This is a genomic window from Cellulomonas sp. KRMCY2 (assembly GCF_000526515.1).
Classification (GTDB): Bacteria; Actinomycetota; Actinomycetes; order Actinomycetales; family Cellulomonadaceae; genus Actinotalea.
This window is the reverse complement of record NZ_JAGF01000001.1, coordinates 2,614,202-2,634,546: the sequence shown is the minus strand read 5'-3', so window position 1 is coordinate 2,634,546 and position 20,345 is coordinate 2,614,202. Positions and strand designations below refer to the sequence as shown.

The 20,345-nt window shown below is 72.1% G+C and carries 16 protein-coding genes; all 16 read right to left on the bottom strand.

All coding sequences use genetic code 11. The features are described from left to right. Window positions 1-118 precede the first annotated feature (118 nt). The 16 genes from K415_RS0112610 to K415_RS0112535 all read right to left on the bottom strand — a co-directional run bounded on the left by K415_RS0112610 (window position 119) and on the right by K415_RS0112535 (window position 20,324). Window positions 119-1,807, bottom strand: coding sequence for an Ig-like domain repeat protein (locus K415_RS0112610; protein ID WP_024287402.1), 1,689 nt, complete (start codon window positions 1,805-1,807; stop codon window positions 119-121). A gap of 30 nt (window positions 1,808-1,837) precedes the next feature. After that, a complete protein-coding gene (locus K415_RS0112605) occupies window positions 1,838-2,833 on the bottom strand; it encodes a substrate-binding domain-containing protein (RefSeq protein ID WP_024287401.1) in 996 nt (331 codons plus the stop codon). 151 nt (window positions 2,834-2,984) lie between these two features. Beyond that, window positions 2,985-3,821: a sortase gene (locus tag K415_RS0112600; protein WP_034662834.1), complete on the bottom strand. Its 837-nt coding sequence runs from the start codon at window positions 3,819-3,821 to the stop codon at window positions 2,985-2,987. Window positions 3,822-3,973: 152 nt separating this feature from the next. Beyond that, window positions 3,974-4,219 (bottom strand): hypothetical protein, encoded by a 246-nt coding sequence (locus K415_RS0112595; protein WP_155859456.1) that lies wholly within the window; start codon window positions 4,217-4,219, stop codon window positions 3,974-3,976. Next, window positions 4,216-6,621 carry a hypothetical protein gene (locus K415_RS24330; protein ID WP_024287398.1) on the bottom strand — a complete coding sequence of 802 codons (2,406 nt, stop codon included), beginning with the start codon at window positions 6,619-6,621 and terminating at the stop codon, window positions 4,216-4,218. The genes K415_RS0112595 and K415_RS24330 overlap by 4 nt, the downstream gene beginning before the upstream one ends. Further along, entirely contained in the window at window positions 6,618-8,327 is a 1,710-nt protein-coding gene (locus K415_RS0112585; RefSeq protein WP_024287397.1) for a phosphate ABC transporter substrate-binding protein PstS, read from the bottom strand. Before K415_RS0112585 ends, K415_RS24330 begins: the two co-directional genes overlap by 4 nt. A gap of 29 nt (window positions 8,328-8,356) precedes the next feature. After that, window positions 8,357-9,529, bottom strand: coding sequence for a phosphate ABC transporter permease PstA (gene pstA / locus K415_RS0112580; RefSeq protein ID WP_081785026.1), 1,173 nt, complete (start codon window positions 9,527-9,529; stop codon window positions 8,357-8,359). Continuing rightward, on the bottom strand, window positions 9,529-10,539 hold the full coding sequence (gene pstC / locus K415_RS0112575; protein WP_029663704.1) for a phosphate ABC transporter permease subunit PstC: 1,011 nt from the start codon (window positions 10,537-10,539) through the stop codon (window positions 9,529-9,531). The genes pstA and pstC overlap by 1 nt, the downstream gene beginning before the upstream one ends. Further along, window positions 10,536-10,931: a hypothetical protein gene (locus K415_RS0112570; protein WP_024287394.1), complete on the bottom strand. Its 396-nt coding sequence runs from the start codon at window positions 10,929-10,931 to the stop codon at window positions 10,536-10,538. The genes pstC and K415_RS0112570 overlap by 4 nt, the downstream gene beginning before the upstream one ends. A 134-nt stretch (window positions 10,932-11,065) precedes the next feature. After that, complete coding sequence (locus K415_RS0112565; RefSeq protein ID WP_024287393.1) at window positions 11,066-12,742, bottom strand: protein kinase; 1,677 nt, start codon at window positions 12,740-12,742, stop codon at window positions 11,066-11,068. Further along, a complete protein-coding gene (locus tag K415_RS0112560; RefSeq protein WP_024287392.1) occupies window positions 12,739-13,557 on the bottom strand; it encodes a lytic transglycosylase domain-containing protein in 819 nt (272 codons plus the stop codon). Before K415_RS0112560 ends, K415_RS0112565 begins: the two co-directional genes overlap by 4 nt. A 99-nt stretch (window positions 13,558-13,656) precedes the next feature. Continuing rightward, window positions 13,657-16,215 (bottom strand): ATP-dependent helicase HrpB, encoded by a 2,559-nt coding sequence (gene hrpB / locus K415_RS0112555; RefSeq protein WP_197024727.1) that lies wholly within the window; start codon window positions 16,213-16,215, stop codon window positions 13,657-13,659. A gap of 42 nt (window positions 16,216-16,257) precedes the next feature. Then, entirely contained in the window at window positions 16,258-17,172 is a 915-nt protein-coding gene (locus tag K415_RS0112550) for a family 43 glycosylhydrolase (RefSeq protein WP_197024726.1), read from the bottom strand. Window positions 17,173-17,204: 32 nt separating this feature from the next. Then, a complete protein-coding gene (locus K415_RS0112545; RefSeq protein ID WP_024287389.1) occupies window positions 17,205-18,044 on the bottom strand; it encodes a carbohydrate ABC transporter permease in 840 nt (279 codons plus the stop codon). Continuing rightward, complete coding sequence (locus tag K415_RS0112540; RefSeq protein ID WP_034661268.1) at window positions 18,031-18,846, bottom strand: carbohydrate ABC transporter permease; 816 nt, start codon at window positions 18,844-18,846, stop codon at window positions 18,031-18,033. The genes K415_RS0112545 and K415_RS0112540 overlap by 14 nt, the downstream gene beginning before the upstream one ends. Before the next feature lie 131 nt (window positions 18,847-18,977). Next, window positions 18,978-20,324 (bottom strand): sugar ABC transporter substrate-binding protein, encoded by a 1,347-nt coding sequence (locus K415_RS0112535; RefSeq protein WP_024287387.1) that lies wholly within the window; start codon window positions 20,322-20,324, stop codon window positions 18,978-18,980. Between the last annotated feature and the right edge of the window lie 21 nt (window positions 20,325-20,345).

Sequence of the window (20,345 nt, the reverse complement as noted above, 5' to 3'; positions counted from 1 at the left end):
GCTTCCTCTGGGGTGCGGGGATCGAGGCGACGGATGGTGGACACGGGTTCGGGGAGGTGGGGCGCTGGGCGCCCCACCTCCCCTGGTCACCTGCCGGCCGCGGCCGGTCGGGTCACCGTCAGACGGCGGTGAAGGTCACCGTCGCGGTGTAGAGGCCGGGCTGCACCGAGGACGGGATCTGGTCGACACCGAAGGTGCCGTCCAGACGGACCGAGCCGTTCGGGTAGGCCGCACCGGCCGGGTAGCTCGCGAACGGCTTCTTGGTGCCCAGGCCGTCGACGAACGGTACGTGGTCGGAGACCGAGACGTTCGTCGCCAGCAGGGCGTTGCCCGGCAGCTGGACGGCGGTCAGGCCGGTCAGACCGGCGTAGAGGCCACCGAACTTGTCGACGCCCTCGACCGCGGCGGTCGGGGACTTCTTGAAGTCGCCCGAGATCACCGAGGCGGTGAAGCCCAGGTTCCCGGCGCGGCTGTCGGTGATGACGATCTCGTTGAACGGCTTCGACGCGGAGAACGTCGAGTCGGCCGGGTCGAGCGTGGCGATGCCCAGGGCGAGCGGCGCGGCCGGGGTGTACGGCGTGGTGATGGTGATGGTGCCGACCGGGATGTCGACGGTGACCGTCTGCTCATCCGGGACAGCGCCGGCCTGGGTGTAGGTCGCCTCGACCGCAGCAGAGGACGAGGCCGAGTACGGGCCGGTCCCGACGAACTCGGCAACCAGCGAGTGGACGCCGGCCCCGAGGACGTTGGTGCTGAAGCTCGGGACGACGCCACCGGCGACGATCACCGAGCCGAGGACGGCTGCGCCGTCCTTGAAGGTGACCGTGCCGTTGGGGGCACCGATCGAGGCCGTCACCGTGGAGGTGAAGGTGACCGTCGAGTTGGCGTCACCGGTGAGCGGCGTGACCGCGAGGGTCGTGACGGTCGAGCGCGCGGCGACCGGGGTGACCTCGATCGAGACAGCGGCCGAGGTCGAGGCCGCGTTGCTGCCACCGAGGTACTGGGCAGTCACCGAGCTGGTGCCCACCGGCAGGGCCGAGGTCGACAGCGTGGCCACGCCCGAGGCGACGACCGCGGTGCCGAGCGAGGTGGCGCCGGCGAAGAACTCGACCGAACCGGTCGCGGCGGACGGGGTCACCGTCGCCGTGAGGTCGACCGAGGAGCCGAACTCGATCGTCGGGGCCGAGGCCGCGAGGGTCGTCGTGCTGGCCTCCTGGGGCAGCGCCGACAGCGGGATCGACCAGGTGAGGTCGGCTGCGGTGGTGCCGGAGATCGTGATGGCCGTGCGGAAGTACCCGAGCGATGCCCCCGCGATGTCACGGCAGACCGAGATGAACGGGTACGTGCCGGTGCCACCGTTGGCCAGGTTGTAGCTGGTGACCTCGGACTTGCTCAGACGGTCGGCCTGGTTCGCCGTCGTGGTGTAGAAGCGACCGTCAGCGTCCTGGGCCACGGCCGTGGCGCCGACCGGGACCTGGACCCAGTTGTTCTCCGCCACACCGACCTGCGGGATCCGGATGATGGACTGCATGTTGGTCGTGCCGGCCGGGCACGCGTTCTCGGTGGTCAGCGTCGCCCACGGCCGTCCGTTCGCCAGCGGGCCACCGGTCTGTGCGTTCGCACCGGAGCTGATCTGGGTCGCGGCCGACTGCAGGGCGAGCGGGTTGAAGTTGTCGAACCAGTAGATCGCACCGGGCAGCTCGGTGCCCTCGTCGTTGGCGGCGGCCGGCCCGGCCACGGCAACGAGCGCCGCACCCATCACGACCGAGGTCGCCAGCAAGCCGGCAAGCGTCTTCTTGAGAGTCATCAACGTACCTTTCGGGTCTCGGAGATCAGGTCAGAGGGTGGTGAAGTTGGTCGTGGCGGCCTGCGTCGGGACGCCGCACACGCCACCGTCGAGGCCGGTCGCGAGCTGCGTGAAGCCGGAGGCGGCGATCAGCGTGCCGGCGCCACCCGAACAGACGAAGCCGTTCTCGCCGAAGATCTCGGTGAACCACGGCTTGGTCAGGTCCGCGGCGCGGACCACGTTGTACAGCGCACGCTGGGCGGTGAAGCTGCCGGCGCCGTTGACGAGCTTGATGCCGGTGGCCGTAGCGAAACGGCCGGTGGAGAACGGCGAGACGGCGTTCGGGTCAGCGGCGACCGGAGCGGCGTCGTGCTCCTGGGTCACGACGACGGATGCGCCCAGCACGACCGTGACGTTCCCGTTGGCGGCCTTGAGCTGGGCCTCGAAGAAGGTCCGGGTGCCCGAGCCCGCCTGCGGGATCATCGGGACGATGACGCCGTTGCCGCCACCGATCTGGTTCCAGTTGGTGACGGTGCCCTTGTAGATGTCGACCATCTGGGCCGGGGTGATGCTCGCCGGAGCGTTGGAGGTCGTCGCCGTGGCGAGCTTGAGCCCGTCGACGGCGAACGGCACGTGCCACAGGTTGGCGCTGTTCTCCGCAGGGGACGGACCGGAGGAGGAGCGGGCGTAGTTGACGTTGACGTTGTTGGTCGCCCCGTAGAGCAGCGCCTTGCCGGAGCCCGAGCCGTTCGGCCGGGTGATGGCGGCCGTGCCGGCCTTCAGGACGATGGTGGCCGGGCCGTCCGCCTTGAGCGCGTCGAACGAGACCAGGCGAGCGCTGGCACCGGCGTTGTAGCCGGCGTTGAACGAGCCGGCCACAACGCCGTCGGCGAGGTAGTTCAGGGCGAACTGCGAGGTGTCAGAGCCGACTCCGACGATGTCCTTCGGCTGGGGCGTCGGGTCCGCCGCGGCGGGACCTGCGAGCGACACGGCGAGGGCACCGATGAGGGCAGTGGTGAGGAGGGCTGAGACCTTCGATCGCTTCATGGGGGAGAACCCTTCGTGGTCATGGGCTGCAGACCGGTGTCCCGATCTGCCGGAACCATCCCGAGCCCGGGCAAACCCACCACGCTCTTCGGGTGAACGGGGGACAGCGCCGGACGGTCCGCAGGACGTCCCGGTCGACCACAGGTCTTGGTCAGAGCAGGTTGGGCAGCAGCTGGACGGCCGCGTCCGTCGCGACCCACGCGAGCGCGACCAGCACGGGGGTGGCGATCACCCACACGGCCCGGCCGGGCAGCCGGCGCAGCGCGAGCGTGGTCCCGGCGACGGCGATCAGAAGGCCCTGCAGGGCAAGGGCGAGCACCGGCAGCACGCCGGGGTCGCCGGCGAACGCCTTCTCCGCCTCGGGGACGCCCGCCGGCCGCCCGCCCGGGCCCATCGCGGCCTCGCCGACGAGGGTGGCGTCGACATACACCGAGTGGTCAGGAGCGATCGCAGCCAACGGGCCCTGCCCCTCGGAGGTGACCAGCGTGAGTCGACCCGCACCGATCTCGAGCGCCGGCGGCAGCGGGTCCCCCTCGCGGCGAACCCGGTCCACCCGGTAGACGTGCTCGCCCTGGGCGGTGGTGACAGTGATGCCGTCACCGGCTCGGAGCTGGGTGACGGTGCGGAAGGGTGCGCCGTACGCCGCCGATCGCCCGTAGACGATCGAGATGCCGGCCTGACCGGGCAGCACGGTGTCGCGACGGTGGCCGGGACCGCCCATCAGGTCTCCGGCGGAGGTGCCCTCGACGACCACCTGCCGGACGCCGAGGGTGGGGATGCTGAGCAGGGCCACCGGGGCGCCGGGGATGATGGCCCCACCGGTCGGCGCCGTCTGGGCGGCCAGCTGCTCACGCAGGTTCGCGTGCAGGACGCTCTGGGCGCGCGACTGGGCCAGCCCGCCGATCACGAGGACCTGGAGCAGGAACCAGAACGCGAGGGCAGCGACCAGCATGAGCGCGGTGACGACGACCGAGACGCGCTCCGGCATCGCAGGTCGGGGCGCACGAGGCGGGAGCGGACGCTGCGCCGGGCGGGCCGCCCGACGTCGGGAGCGTCGCCCGCTCTCGGGTGCGCGCACCGGGCCGGCCACGACGGCAGACTGGCTGATCGGAGGCGCGGCGCGATCCGCCTCGATGACGCTCACGGGACCCGACGCCGCGTCGACCAGGCCCACAGTGCCGGCGCCCCGACGATGCCGGCGAGCGCCGCGGCCAGCGAACCGGCGACCATCCGCCGTCCGGTGGTCGAGCTCTGGACCAGGGTGGTACCCGGCGCAGCAGCGGCGGCGACCTCGTCCGGCGAGGGCGCCGGCAGTCCCTCGGCTGTCGTCGTCCCGTCCGTCGCCTCGGGCGCGGTGCTCAGCGGCGCGGCAGAGCGCGGGGTCACCACAGCGGACGTCGTCCGCGGGGGGCCGGCAACGGCGTCGTCGTGGGCGTGGCCGTGGGCGTGGCCGTGGGCGTCGCGGTGGGGGTCGGCGTGGGCGTCGGCTCCGGCGGTAGCCCCTCCTGCGCCTCGATCAGCCCGGCGACCGTCTGCGCCGACGCGAAGAGCTCGGCGGTGACACCCGACTCGGTGATCGGCAGGTACCCGGCCGGCAGCTCACCGTTGGCCGATCCCGGCGTCTGCCCCTCCGTGCTGGCGATCCGGATGAACTCCGCGACGTGCCCGGCGTCGCCGGTGGGCAGGTCCGTCAGCCGTGCGGTCGCATGGACGATCATCGTGCCCGGGTAGGCCGTCGCCGGCAGCGCACCCCGGTCGATGGTGAACGGCGCCCCGACCGCCGTCTGGGAGGCGGTCTCGACCGCTGCCGCCATCGACGCCTCGCTCGCCGCGACGAAGGTCGCGTCGGTGCCGGTACCGGACGTACGCAGCTCGGCGGTCCGCAGGCCGAACCGCTCGGCGTCCCCGAGGGAGACCAGGCCGAGCATGTTGCGGTTGCCGAAGTCCTGCCGGGCGACCCGGCCGAGCTTGAACGGCACCGCCGCGGTCCCCGCACCCGTGCACACCGTCGAGACGTTGGGCCAGGCGTCGAGCGTCGCCACCGCGACCTTGCGCAGGCTGTTGACCGGGCTGGCGACCTTCTGGAAGTACGGCGCCGGGTTCGCCCGCAGGCACGCGTCCCCGGTCGAGGGGATCTCAGGGATGTACCCGTCGAGCATGGGCCACTCCGCGCGAGGCAGCGCGATGTCCTGGTAGGCGGGATTGACCACCATGCCCCACGGGTCGGCCTCGCCACCGATGAACGCCATCGCCTCGGCGTCGGCCGCGATGTACTGCGTCACAGCGCTCATCACGTCGGAGGTCTCGGAGAGGGACAGCACCGTCGCCATGGCCTCGAGGTCGTTCTGCTTCACGGTGGGGTTGAGCGCGAGGAACTCCGGATCGCGGCTGAGCACAAGAGGGTTGTCCTCGAGGCCTTCGCGGCCGCGGCCGAGGTTCGTGGCCGGGTAGGACTGCGTGAGCAGCTTGGCGAGCAGCCGCGGGGTCAGTCGCATCTGCGTCAGCTCCCCGGCGTTCTCCGCGAGGTCCGAGACGTAGGCCACCCCGAACCCGCTCACCGCAACCGGCGCGTAGCCGAGGGCAAGGGTCGTGGACTCCGCCGGCTCCGAGACGAAGGCTGCGACTGCCTCCCCGGTGCCCAGCAGTCGCAGCGAGAGGGGCTCGGCGAAGCGGTTGTGCTGGAACTTGAACCGGTCCTCGCGCAGGCAGTAGGCGGGCGCCCACTGCAACGAGGCCTGGTTGAGCAGCTCGGAGCCGTACATCGCGACCGGTGCGCGGTCGTCCAGCACGTCGCACGCGTCCGGCGGGAGCGAGAACGTGAGCGGCACGCTGAAGCGGTTGCGCCAGTTAGACTCCGACCACCAGTAGTACGGCGAGACCGCCGCATTCACCGTCTCGTTCAGGCTGTTCGTGGACCCGGCGGCAAAGGCGTTCTCCTTGCGGCACTGGGCGTCGCTGCCCTCGCAGCTGATCCCCATGATCGGGATGACCACGATCGAGCACGGAACGTCCGCCGAGCAGCCGAGCGACTCGTTCTCGGTCTCGGTGCGCACCTCGAACTGCACCTCACCGGTGCCGCTCTGGGACGTGAACGCAGCGACGTCCGCCGGTGGCAGGGCCGCGTCGATCGAGGACTCCGGTGCGATGGTCGCGTCGTTGCACGACTGGAAGACGGTGTCGTTGGCTGCCCGGAACGGCAGGAGGTGCTGCGCGAGGATGCTCGGCGGCAGCTGTGTGCCGCACTCCTCGGGCCAGGCGGCCGGGTCCACGGCCCCCCGGTCCGCCTCGGTGGCATACCTGTCGTGCTGCCAGACGGCGACGGACCTCCCCGCGGCGGAGTAGCGCTGCAGGTAGGTCGTCGTCCAGCAGGTCTCGGGCTGGAGCTGCTCGTCCGGGGGCAGCGTCGGGTCGTCCAGACCTCGACACTGCAGGATCACGACGGGGTACTCCTGGTTCATCCCCCCGTAGCCGTACGGGTTGTTCGCCCGGGCGGCACTCGGCCGCGCTCCGGACCAGCTCACCAGGACGCGCTCGCGCCCCCGCAGGCTCTGGGTGTGATCGACGGTGACGGTGACGGTCCGGGTGTCGGCGACGGTGGTGCTGCCGTCCGCGTCGAGGTGCTCACGGGTGAGCGTCTTCGTCTCGGTGTACTCCGGTGCATCCTCCGCAGCGGCGGCCGGCGCCGCGGGCGCCGCACCGGCGACGGTGAGCACCGCCAGGACCACCGCCGTCCCGCCGAGCGCTGCGGCTCGGTGCAGCCGGGTGGTCAACCTGCGCGCGAGGTTCACGGCGTCACCGCCGCTCGCCGCGCCCGCACAGCGAGCAGGCCGGGTACCAGGATGATCGCCAGCAGCTCGGCTGCGGCCAGGCCGCCAAAGGCGAGACCGCTGCCGACGGGTCTGGCCATCGTGGTGACCACGGCTCCCGTGGCCACCGCACCCGCTGTCTCACCACCGGCGCCCGTCGACGGGTCGCCGATCACCAACCCGGTCTCAGGGTCGGTCATCACCGCAGCGGCAGCGGCGCCGCCGCCCGTCACCGACCCCCCAGCGCCCGTCCCGGTGGTGCCTCCGGTCCCGACGACCGTGCCCGCCCCGGTCCCGGTACCCGTTCCCGTTCCCGTTCCCGTTCCGGTACCCGTCCCGGTCCCGGTACCCGTTCCCGTCCCCGTCCCGGTCCCGGTCCCCGTGCCGCCCGGGTCGGCCGCCTGCCCCGCGCCGAGGCACGGTCCGGCGCCCTGCTGGTCGCAGGCCGCCGGGGCCGCAGCGATCTCCGCCAGGCGGTTGCGGGTGAGGTCCCCGGCGACGAACGTCGGGTTGTTGCACGTCGTGGCGTCCCGGTTCGCGATGTCGACCCCCGAGTCGGCGGCACCGAGCTTGGCGACCTGCTCGAAGCCTGCCTGGACCAGGTTGAGCGGCAACGGTGAGTAGCCGAACGCCCCGGCCTTCCCCTGCCCCTCGCACAGCGAGTAGAACATGAAGTCCACCAGGGTCTGGCGCTTGTTGGTCGTCATGCGCTGGTCGCTCGAACCGGTCGGCAGGAGCATGTAGCTGTACGACGACAACGGGTAGGCCCGCGGATCGGCGTTGGCGTAGACCCCGTCCAGGATCTGGGTCAGGTACGCCGGTGACGACGCATCCGTGTTGATCTGCGCGGTGGTCAGGGCCACCGCGACCGCGTACTGGGTCGGCTCGACGTAGTAGCCGGCCGCGTTGAGCACCTTGACCACCGGGTAGCCCTTGTTCACCGGGTAGGAGTACTCGACGTAGGCGATCGTGCCGTTGCCGGCCGCCGAGGCGACAGTGTTCATCACCTGGTCCGAGCCCGCCGCGCCGATCATCCGGCTGCCGCTGGGCTGGGGGTAGTAGGACGTCAGGCCGGACTTGCCGAAGTACTCCCGCCAGATCGACGGGTACTGGGTGTCGAGGTACGTCGTGAACTGCGCTGTCGTGCCCGACCCGTCGGAGCGGACGACCGGGACGATCGGGGTGTCCGGGAAGCTGCGCCCGTTGTTGTCGGCCTTGATCGCCGGGTCGGCCCAGGTGGTGATCTGGTTGGTGAAGATCTTGGCGATCGTCTCGCCGGAGAGCCGGATGTCACGCACCAGCTCGCCGGCCGCCTCGAGGTGGTAGGTGAACGCCGTGCCGCCCGCCACGATCGGCAGGTAGGCGAACTCCCGTCCGTTCGCCGAGTCCGCGTTCCCGTACTCGTCGGTGCCCTGGTACGGGATCTCCGAGATGCCGAAGTCGGTGACGTTCGCGGCGAAGTTCTTGCGGCCCTGGGACGACCCGCCGCCGTTGTAGGTCACCTGCATCCCGTTGGCGGAGACATCGGCGATCCACTGGTCGACGATCACCTGGCTCCAGGTCGAGCCGGAGCCCTCGATCTGGCCGTAGGCGGCGAAGGCAGGGGCCTGGACACCGACCAGTAGCAGGATCGCGGCTGTGCTCAGCATCGCGGCAGCACGGCGCAGGTTCCGGCGCGGCTCGTTCATCGGTCCTCCAGGGACTGGTCGGCGGTGGGTCATCGACCGGTGCGCGGGCGGGCGACCCACCGGGCGGTGACGAAGAGGATCAGGACGAGGGAGAGCAGGATCGTCGCCGCGGCGAAGCCCCGCTGGACGTACAGCGGCTCACCGCTGCGCACGGTCGTGTAGATGAACAGGGGCAGGGAGTTCATGACGCCGTTGGTCGGGTCGACGACGAAGAACGAGGCCGCGCCGGAGGTCAGCAGCACCGGTGACGTCTCACCGACGCCGCGCGCGACGCCGAGGATGAGCGCCGTCGAGAGCCCCGGCCGGGCGGTGGGCAGCACGACGTGCCACACGGTGCGCCACCGGGACGCCCCCAGCGCGAGACTCGCCTCGCGCAGCCCGCTGGGAACGACGCGGAGCACGACGTCGGCCGCCCGGGCGATGATCGGCAGCATCATCACGCAGAGCGCTGCGGCCGCCGCGATGCCGGACCGCGGCACCCCGAGCGTCACGATGAGCACGGTGTAGACGAACAGGCCCGCGACGATCGACGGCAGCGCTGTCATCGCTTCGACGACGGTCCGCACGACGCGCGCGAAGGGTCCGCCGACCTCGGTCATGAACACCGCCGTGCCGAAGCCGAGCGGGACGGTGACCACGACCGCGAGGCTGATCTGGATCAGGGAGCCGACGATCGCGTGCGCCACGCCACCGGTGTCGAGCGGGTCGCGCGGACCGATGCCGGCCATGTCGTCGACGAACATGTTCAGGTGGGGCAGTGCCGGTGCGCCGCGCAGGAACGTGAAGATCACCGTCGAGGCCAGCGCGATCCCGACCAGGGCGGCCCCGCCGGTGATGACGGCCGAGGCCAGCCGGTCGACGACCATCGGCCCGTCGGAGGTCGCCGACGTGGCCACCGTGACGACCGCGAGGAAGACCACGAAGGTGACCAGCACGACGGCGGGCACGGTCCCCCACGGAAGCAGCCGGAAGCAGACGACCCAGGCCAGAGCGCCCGCGGCGACCAGCGACCCCGCGACGACGAACCGGTCCTGCGCCGTCGCACCACCCACGGCACGCCGGGTCGGCGCGGCGCCCCCGCCGCCGGCGTCATCGAGATCGCGCACCCAGGTGGCCGGGGCCCGACCTCCTGCGGCCAGTGCCTGGCCGGGTGCAGGGCCTCCCGAGGCCGGCGGTGGGGCGTGCGTATCCGTGGCGAGCATCAGATGTCCGTCCCGGCGCCCGAGCGGCTGCGGGCGACCACCATCGCGGCGAGCGTGTTGACCACCAAGGTGGCCAGGAACAGGACGAGTCCGGCCGTGAGCAGGGCGGAGAGCTGGGCGTCGGTCGCCTCGCCGAACCGGCCGGCGATGAGGGCGGAGACCGTGTTGGTGCCGATCTCCAGCGGCCGGAGCTTCAGGTCGAAGGACGGCGAGATGATCAGGAGGACGGCGATCGTCTCGCCGAGCGCACGGCCGAGGCCCAGCATCGTCCCGCCGATGACCCCGCCCTTGCCGAAGGGCAGCACGACGGCTCGGATCACCCCCCACCGGGTCGAGCCCAGCGCGAGGGCCGCCTCTCGTTCGCCCATCGGAGCCTGCGAGAAGACCTCGCGCATCACCGCGGACGCCATCGGCATGACCATCATCGCCACGGCGAGGCCCGCGACGAAGGCCGAGGCCGTGTACCGGGTCTGCTCCCAGACCGCGGCGTGCGGGTCGGTGTCCACCTTGAAGAAGGGCAGGAACCCGAGGTACGCGTGCAGCCACCGCGCGATCGCGCTGGCGTGCGGCTGAAGGAGGAAGAAGCCCCAGATGCCGTAGATGATGCTCGGCACCGCCGCCATGAGGTCGACCATCGAGACGAACGTGCCCCGCAGGCGCAGCGGCGCGTACTCGCTGATGTACAGGGCGGTGGCCAGCGCCAGCGGGAAGGCGACAGTCATCGCGACGAGGGCGACCGTCACGGTGCCGAGGAGCACCGAGGCGATGCCGAGCACGTCGGCCTCGGGCTGCCACTGGGTCTCGGTGAAGAAGTCCCACCCGTACCGCTGCAGGGTGGGCACGGCCTGGACGGCGAGGAAGAACCCGATGCCACCCGTGATCGCGAGCACCGTCGCCCCGATGCCACGGGCACCGATCACGAAGACCCGGTCGAAGCCGGTGGCCGCCGTGGCGAGCTTGCGCGGCACCGCGGGGACGGTCGGGAGCACCTCCGTCCGCAGGAGGGTCATCGGCTCGCCTGCTGGGTGCGGCGCGGGGCAGCGCGCCGGTGGAAGGTGTGCACGATGGGGTCGACCGCCGCAGCCGGGGCAGCGGCGGCGAAGCGGTGCGCAGCGTGCTCGCAGCGGACCCGACGGTCGTGGTCAGGCGAGCCGACGGCGACGACCGTCCCGTCGAGCCGCATCGTCCATCGCCAGCGGTTGTCCGAGACGGGTCGTACCACGACGGTCGCCCGGTCGAGCGCTGCAACCGCCGAGGCGATCGCGGCCCTGGCCTCGGCGACCGAGCCCAGCGGCTCGGGGCAGCGTGCGAGGCAGCGTCCGTTGGAGCTGAGGAACCGCCACCACACGAGGTCGTCGCCGGCCATCGTGTACAGCTGGAAGACGTGCCGAACCGGGCGCATTCCCGTCCCTGTCGCTCTCGGTGCCCCGGCGGAGCTCCCGGGACGACCCAAGGGACACCGGATGACACGCCGGGAGGAAACGGACAGCCGGGGGACGAGCGCCAGGTGAACGCATGACGTCGATGGCATGACATTCACCCGTTCGGGTCAGTCGTGGGCACGGGCGCGCGGCTCGGGGTGGGCTCGGGCGCGCGGCTCGGGGTGGGCTCGGGGGACGCCGGCGGGGCGGGTTCGGTCGGAGCAGGCGTCGGCTCCGGCGATCCGGCGATCAGCACGACCGTCTCGCCGACCAGCACGCGGCGCCCGGCGGCCGGCACGGTGGAGACGATCCGGACGTCCTCGCCGCCTGCCTCGAGCGGCGCGACGACGAGGCCGGCCGACTCCAGCGCCGACCGCGCCTGCGTCGGGGTCAGCCCGGTCACCCCGGGGACCGTGCTCGCGCCGGAGGCGACCACCAGGGCCACAGGTGCCCCGGTCACCACCGCACCACCCGGGACCGGCGTGCTCGCGAGCACGACGCCGGCGACCGACGGACCGTCCTGGTACGTCGTCGGCCCGACGGCGAGGCCGGCAGCCTGGAGCACCTCCTGCGCGGCGGCCAGGGTGAGCCCCGCCAGATCCGGCATGGGGACGTCGACGAGCAGTGCGGGGATCGGTGCCGACGTCGGCTCCGGTGCGCCGGTAGGGGACGCTGCCGGGATCGCCGTCGGCGACGCCGACGGCGACGGCGACGGGCTCGACGTCGTGGCATCGCTCCACGCCGCCGGAGCGGCGCCCTGGGCCGACCCGGGCTGGGCGACGGCCACCGCGACGGCGACCAGGGCACCGGTGACCAGCAGGACCATCGACGCACCGATGCGGCCGGGCGCCCGGCTGCCCGGGCCCGTCGATGCGTCGTGCCTGGGCATCAACGCACGCCCTCCGGGTCCGGCCGGTGCCGCCGGGGTCAGCTCGCGCGTCGAGCCCGGTGCGCCCCGTCGCGCGACAAGGGCACCTCGTGCCCGCGCGACGTCGACGGCCATCGCCGTCGCCGTGGGGTAGCGCTCCGCCGGCAGCTTGGCCAGGCACCGCGCGACGATCCGGTCGACCTCCGACGACAGCCCGGGGACGCGACTCGACGGTGTCGGCGGACGATCGTTGACCTGCGCCTCGAGCACCTCACCCGGATCCGGTCCGTCGAACGGTGGACGGCCGGTGACCAGCAGGAGCAGCAGTGCGCCCACCGAGTACAGATCGGCCTCCGGGCCGACCGCCGCCGCGGTCGCCACCTCGGGCGAGGCGTAGCACGGGCTGACCCGCACCAGAGGGACCGCCGAGCGGTCGATCGGCCGACCTCCCAGGTCGAGCACCCGGACGCGGGTGAGCTCGAGGCCCTGCGGGGACTGCGGCACCATGACGTTGCTCGCGGACAGGTCGAGGTGGAGGATCCCGCGCACATGCGCATGGCTCAGCCCGGCGAGCACGCCCGCGACCACAGCGAACGCGTCGGCCTCGGCCATCGGACCCGAGGCGGCCACCAGGTCGGCGAGCGTCACGCCCTCGACGAGCTCCTGGACCAACCACACGAGCTGACCGTCCTGGCCGGCGTCGAGCACCCGGACGAGGTTCGGGTGGTCCAGGCCCGCCCCGACGCGCGCCTCCGCCACGAACCTGTCCACCGCGTCGGTCCGCTGCGCGAGGTGCGGGTGCAGCAGCTTGACCGCCACCGGGCGGCACAGCAGCGTGTCCTCGGCCCGGAACACCGACGCGGACCCGCCGGCGCCGAGCAGCGCACCCAGCCGGTACCGGTCGCCGACCAGGCCCTCCGTCACTGCCCCGCCGCCCGGGTGACGGCCGCCCCGTAGCCGTCGGCGAGGGCGAGCACGTCGGCGACGTACGCGTCCGAGTGGTTGTAGGAGAACACGGCGGCCTGCCAGCCCGCAGCCGCGGAGAGGTCACGCCCATCCGCACAGAGGTAGCGCGCGGCTGCGAGCGCCGCGTCGTCGATGTCCTGCGGGTCGGCGACGCCGTCACCGTCGCCGTCGGCACCCCAGCGTCGCCAGGTCGACGGGATGAACTGCATCGGGCCCACCGCGTGGTCCCAGACCGGGTCGCCGTGCCATGCCGTGGACTCCGGTGTGGCCCGGATCGCCGCGACACCGTTGCCGTCGAGTGCCGGCCCGACGATCCCCGGGCTCGCCCGGCCGTCAGCCAGCAGCACCGATCCGTCGTGGCTGCCGTGACCCGACTCGACGGCCCCGAGGCCGGCCAGGGTCGTCCAGCCGACCCGGCAGCCGGGCGCCTCGACCTCCAGGGCGAGCACGGCGTCGCCGTACGCCCGGACGGCGACGGCGGGGATGCCGGTCGCCTCAGCGGTCGCGGTCTGCCACGTCGCGGCCGAGCGTGGTGCGCCGGGAGCCGGCCCCTGGGCGGCTGCGTCGGACGACACGAGCTCGGGCTCCTCGTCCGAGATCAGCGGCAACGGCTGGACCAGGACAGCCGGTCCCACGGCGGGGACCGTCCACGGCCTGGGCTCGCCCGTCCGCACCGCTGCCAGGCCGGTGAGGACGACGACGCCGATCGCGACCGTCGCCGCAGCGGCGGCCAGCGGGGCCTGTGGAGCGCGAGGACTGCGAGGGCTGGGCATCACACCCGAGGCTCGCGGGTGCGTGCGACCGCGACGGGGCCCGCAGGTGAACGAGGGACGACGACCGGGTCGTCCGTTGCGGCCGACGGACCGCCGACGTCAGCCCTGGGCCCGCCCACCTGCCCGGTCCCGGGTACCCCGGGTCGGCGCGGCGGTCAGCGGGTCGTCGGGCCACGAGTGCTTGGGGTAACGACCGCGCAGCTCGGCCCGCACCTGCGGGTACCCGGTGCGCCAGAACGAGGCCAGGTCGGCGGTGACGGCGGCAGGCCGGCGCGCCGGGGACAGCAGGTGCAGCAGCACCGGAACCCGACCGTCGGCGAGGCGCGGGGTGGCACGCCACCCGAACACCTCCTGGACGCGGACGGCGAGCACGGGCTGGTCGTTGCCGTAGTCGATCCGCACGCTCGTCCCGCTCGGGACCGTCACCCGTTCCGGGGCGAGGGCGTCGAGCCGGCCTGCGTCCGGCCACGGGAGAAGGCGCCGCACGGCGGTCAGGACGTCGATCCGTGCGAGGTCGCGCGCCCCGCGGACCCGCACCAGGTCCGGCCCGAGCCAGCCGTCGAGATCCCCGCGCAGCGCGTCGTCCGAGACGTCGGGCCACGGCGGACCCATCGCCCGGTGCAGGAAGTCCATCCGGTGACGCAGGCTCTCGGCGGCCGTCGACCAGTGCAGCAGCGCGAGACCCTCGCGGTCCAGGCCGTCGCGCACCGCCCGGGTCACGAGCGCGACCGGCGGGTCGGGGATCGTCGTCGTCGACAGGTCGATCGCCCCCAGCCACGTCGTGCGCTGCGCCACGACCTGCCCGGCGGACCACTCGACGCGCTCCTCGAGCCGCAGCAACGAGGGTGCGGCGCGCACCGCAAGATCCTCGTCGAGCGGGGCTGCCGAACGCACCAGGGCGTCGCTGCGGCCCGGGCTGCGGTCGGCGTCCGCGACGGCGAGCCACGGCAGCCCGGCCAGGGCACCGTTCTCCACCGGCAGCACGGCCCCGGTGCCGGAGGCCATCACGTAGGCCGAGCCGCCGGGTCGGCGGCGCGCGATCCGGTCGGGGTGCGCGAGCGCGACGACGAGGCCGACCGCCAGGTCGTCCGTGAGGTCGCCGTGGCTCGGGTCGATGGGGCCCGGGTCCCTGCGGCCCGGACGCGCAGCGGCGCCAGGCAGCGAGGCCTGGAGGCGCCGCACCTGGGCGAGCCAGGAGGTCGCGTCCGGCCCGCCGCGGCGCAGGCTCCGCAGCGCCGCCACGAGGTCACCACCAGGGGCGCGCACGTCCTCGGAGAGCAGCGCCACGACCTCCGCAGCCCGGCGCGTACCGACGGCCGGTGCCCCGTCGAGGAGCGCCCGGGCGAGCCGGGGGTCCGCGGCGATCGCGGCGATCGCCCGTCCGCGGGCCGTCGCACGACCGTCCGACGCGACTGCGCCGAGCCCGACGAGCGTGTCGCGCGCCACCGCCATCGCCGCCGCGGGAGGCGGGTCCATCAGGGCGAGACCGTCACCCGTCGGACTCCCCCAGCAGGCGAGGTCGAGAGCGAACGCGGTCAGGTCAGCGGTCGCGATCTCGGGCTCCGGGTGGCGCGGCAGCCGCACATGGTCGGACTCCGACCAGCACCGGTACACCGCCCCGGGGGCCTCGCGTCCGGCACGCCCTGCGCGCTGGGTCGCGCCCGCCTGGCTCACCCGAACGGTCACCAGCCCGGCCAGGCCGCGACGGTGGTCGGCGCGCGACTCCCGGGCGAGGCCGGCGTCGACGACGACCCTGACGCCCGGCACGGTGAGCGACGACTCCGCCACGGCGGTCGAGACGACGACCCGCCGTCGCGGCCCCTCGGTGAGCGCGAGGTCCTGCTCGCGATGGCTCAGCCGGCCGTGCAGCGGGCGGACGTCGGCGTCGACCCCGGCGAGCCGCCGCGCCACGCCGCTGACCTCGCCCGCTCCGGGGAGGAAGACGAGGACGTCGCCTGCGCACTCGGTCAGGGCGCGGCGCGTCGTCGCCGCCACATGGTCGAGGAACGCGGGTGTCACCCCGCGCTGGTCGACCGGTGGGGCGTGCCGGGACGGCGGGCACCAGAGGGTCGCCACCGGGTGCAGCGCCCCCTCGACGGCGACGACCCGCGCGGCCCGTTCGCCGCCCAGCAGGCCGGCGGTCCGCTCGGCCTCGACGGTCGCGGACATCGCGACGACCGTGAGGTCACGCAGGTGGGTCCGGACGTCGACCAGCAGGGCGAGGGCGAGGTCCGCATCGAGGTGCCGCTCGTGGCACTCGTCGAGGACCACGGCATGGACCCCGGGCAGCTCGGGGTCACGCTGCAGCCGCCGCAGCAGCACCCCGGTGGTCACCATCTCGATCCGGGTGTCCGCGCTCGTCCGGCTCTCACCCCGGACCGAGTAGCCGACGGTCCGGCCGACCGGCTCACCGAAGAGGTGCGCCAGGCGGCCGGCGGCGGCGCGTGCGGCGAGTCGCCGGGGCTGGGTCACGACGACCCGGCCGGCCACGACCGCCGCGAGCGCGGGCGGTACGAGAGTGGTCTTGCCGGTCCCTGGCGGGGAGTGCAGCACCGCCACGCCGTCGGCGCGCACGGCCTCGATCAGCTCGGCGAGGCCCGCGGCGACCGGGAGGTCAGGTGGGTCGGCGAGCAGTCGGGCGATCGGGTCGTCGGCCACGCCTGCAGTCTGCCCCGTCCTGCTGGCGCGCGGCTCCCGACGTCAGGCCGGCGGCCGTGCCGTGCTCAGGTCCACGGCCACCGAGCTGTCGCGGGTGCACACGAGACGGTCCCCCTCGACCCGGAGCTGCGCGACCTGGATGGACGACCGGCGGGGGTTGCCCGAGACGAAGTCGGGCCGGTGGCGGTCGGGATGTGTGAAGTAGTAGATCCACGCCGTCTCACCACCGACCACCACATCGCCGTGCAGCCCTGGACCGAGATCGTCCGTCCGCCCGCCCGCGCGACCGCTCGCCGCGTCGAGGACGGTCCCCGCGTACTCCCAGTGCTCGAGGTCGTCGGAGCGGTACACGAGCTGGCACTTGGCGTCGACCACCATCCAGTACCGATCACCGAGGCGGAAGACGTTGGGACCCTCGTGCGCGACGTCGGTGCGAAGGACCGCACCGATCACGTGCCACTCCGCCAGGTCGGGGCTGTCGGCCGCCCAGATGGTGTTGCCGTCCGCCTCGTCCTTGTACCAGAGCCGGTACCCACCGCCGGGCAGGGGGAAGACGCATGCGTCGATCACCCGGGTGGAGCTCAGCGGCACGGTGCTGCGGAAGGTCCACCGGACAAGATCGGGGCTCGTGTAGTGGCGGATCGTGCGCGGGTGGCCGGCCCAGACGGTCGGCACCCCGCGGATGTAGGTCACGTACATGTGGAAGACGCCGTCGACCTCGAGGATCTCGGGTGCCCAGAAGGTGTTGTGGCCCCACTCCGTCTCGAGGCCACTCAGCTGCCCGCGGTACGTCCAGGTCGTGCCGTCGTCGGCCGACGACGCCACCCCGAGCCCGGTGCCGTGCACCCAGCCGACGCCGTTCTCGGCCGATCCGACCCGGCGCGCCGTGTAGACCATCCACCACGCCGACTCGTGCGGGTTCCACACCAGCGTCGGGTCGGCGGCACCGTCCTCCACCGGGTCACGGTAGGTGGGACCGTCGATCCCGGTCACTTCAGTGCACCCGCCGTCAGACCGCTGACCAGGTGGCGCTGGAAGAGCACGAAGATGATCACGAGGGGTATCACCGCGATGATGGCCGCGGCCATCAGGTCGTTCCACTGGATCCGATCCTGACCGGCCAGCAGGCCGATGCCCACCGGCAGGGTCTTCATCGTGTCCGACTGGGTGAGGACCAGCGCATAGATGTACTCGTTCCATCCGGTGATGAACGAGAAGATCGCCGTGGCCATCACACCGGGGATGCTCAGCGGCAGCACGACCCGGAAGAACGTCCCCAACGGGCTGCATCCGTCCAGCGCCGCCGCCTCGTCGAGCTCGCGCGGGATGCTCTTCATGTAGCCCCACATCATCCAGGTGCAGAAGGGGATGGTGAAGGAGACGTACGTGATCACGAGTGCTGCGTAGGTGTCGTACAGACCCAAGGTCCGGATGATCTGGAAGTACGGGATGAGCAGCATGATCGACGGGAACATCTGGGTCACGAGCAGGAACGTCAGGAAGGTCCCCTTGCCCCGGAACTCGTAGCGCGACATGCCGTAGGCCGCCAGCGACGAGAAGAGGATCGAGACGAGGGTCGCTGCCGAGACCACGATGAGCGAGTTCAGGACGTACTGCGGAAGGGCGGTCTCGGTCCAGACGTACCGGAAGGAGTCGAGCGTGACCTCGTCCGGGATCCACTTCGGCGGCACCGAGAAGAGCTCGGGCTGGTGCCGGAGCGCCGTCGTGAGCATCCAGAAGACCGGGAACAGCGCCGCGGCGCAGAAGGCCGCCAGCAGGGTGAACTTGCCGCCGGTGAACGCGCGGCGACGGATGTCAGGCGTCGTCATCATCGCTGATGGCCTTCCGGTAGACGACGGTGATGGCGAGGACGATCACGAACACGAGCACCGCGATCGCCGCCGCCCGGCCGAACTGGAAGCTCTCGAAGGCCGCGCGGTAGATGTCGATGCTGATCAGCCGTGTTGCGTTCATCGGGCCACCGGCGGTCATCACCCACGGGATGGTGAACTGCTTGAAGTACCAGACCGTCTCGAGGATCACGACGATCAGGAGCACCGGACGCAGCCCGGGAAGGGTCATGTGGATGAACGAGGCCACCTTCCCTGCCCCGTCGAGCTCGGCAGCCTCGTAGCGCTCCTTGGGGATCGACTGGAGGCCTGCGAGCACCATGATCATGACGAGCGGGTAGCCCTTCCAGATCGAGGCGAAGATGACGCCGGCCAACGCTCCGGACGGGGTCTCCAGCCACTGGATGGGTTCGCCGCTGTAGCCCACGATCGCGAGCACGTGGTTGAGCGGCCCGTAGAGCGGGTTGAAGATCCACTTCCAGACGAGCGCCACCACCACCTCAGGGAAGAGCCACGGCAGGATCAGGATCGCCCGAACCACCGTGCGCCCCCGGAAGGCTTTGTTGAGCAGGAGCGCGAGGCTCGTCCCGACGACGAGGTTGCCCGCCACGACGGCGCCGGCATAGAGGAAGGTCGTGCCGATCCGCTGCCAGAAGGCACGTTGGGTGAGTGTCTCGACGAAGTACTTGCCTCCGACGAACTCCCACCGGTTCACGAGGTTCGTGTCCATGGTGCTCAGCACGAAGCCGTTCACCAGGGGATAGACGATCAGCACGAGCATCACGACGAGCGCCGGGAGGATGAACCAGTAGGCGGCCTTGTCCTGGTTGGGCCGGTAGCCGCCCTTCTTCGCCGCGGAGACGCGCCCGTCCGGGCCCCCCCGAGGGGGCCCGGACGGTCACCAGGGCTGCGTCAGCCATTGTTCGCGATCTCTTGGTCGATCTTCGTCGCGGCGTCGGCGGCGGCCTGCTCCGCCGGGGTCCCCGAGATCACAGCCTGGTAGGCCTCAGCGGCCATGAGCTGCACGTTCGGGTAGTACGGCACCGGAGGCAGCTGGATGCTGTTCTCCATCGCGGCGATGAAGCCCGCGTACTGGGGCGTCTCGAAGGCAGCATCGCCGGTGGCGTCCGAGCGCACCGGAAGGCGACCGGTGGTCAGGGCCCAGTCGATCTGGTTCTGCTTCGACAGGAAGAACTTGATGTACTCGGCAGCGGCTTCCTTGTGCTCGCTGGTCTCTGCGATGGACCAACCGAGCTGGCCCAGCACGGTGACCGTCTCGCCGTCGGGACCGGCCGGGAGCGGCGCGCTCGCGAGCTTGCCCTCGAGGTCGGGAGCCTGAGCGAGGATCGCACCGATGGCGTTCGAGCCGCTGACCATCATGGCGGTCTGACCGCTCGACATCAGGTTGACGGCCTCCGGGTAGCCCGTCTGCAGGACGCCGGGGGGTACCACGCCGTGGGTGTTGACGAGGTCACCGTAGAGCTGGAGTGCGGCGATGCCACCCTCGCTGTCGATACCGCTGGCCCACGTGCCGTCCGAGGCCTGCACCATCTCCTGGGCGCCGAAGGTCCGCAGCACCGGAACGAAGCGCGAGCCACCCGACCCGTTCGCCGTTCCCACCATCGCGAAGCCCCACTGGTCGGTGGTGCCGTCGGCGTCGGCGTCGACGGTCAGGGTCTTCGCCGCGTCGACGAACTCGTCCCACGTCGTGGGCGCCTCGAGGCCGGCAGCGTCGAAGAGGTCCTGCCGGTAGATCAGCGCCTGCGGGATCGAGTAGTACGGCGCGTACTGGAGCACGTCATCGATGTAGCTCTCGTCGAGGATGTTCGCCGCGAAGCCGTCGAGGAAGTCCTGCCCGAGGAGCGGGCCGAGGTCCGCGGCGATCCCGAGGTCGTTGACCCGCGTGTAGAGCTCGGGTCCGTTGGCGAAGACGTCGGGCACGTCGCCGCCGGTGGCGATCGTCGTGAGCTTCGTCGCGTACTCGTTGTACGCGACGCCGACGAACTCGATGGTGATGTTCGGGTTCTCCGCCATGAAGTCGTCGGCGATCCGCTCCTCGAGCGGTCCCTCGGGTGCGCCGACGACAGTCGTCGACATGACCCGCAGCGTGATGGGCTCGGTCGACTCGGCGGTCGCGGCGCCGGCGTCGTCGGTCGGTGCTTCCTCGGTCGCGCCGTCGTCACCGTTCGCGCAGGAGGTGAGCGCCAACGATCCCAGCAGCGCGAGGGAGGCGACGATGCCCGTTGTCCTCGTGTTCACAGTTCTCTCTTCTCTCTCAGG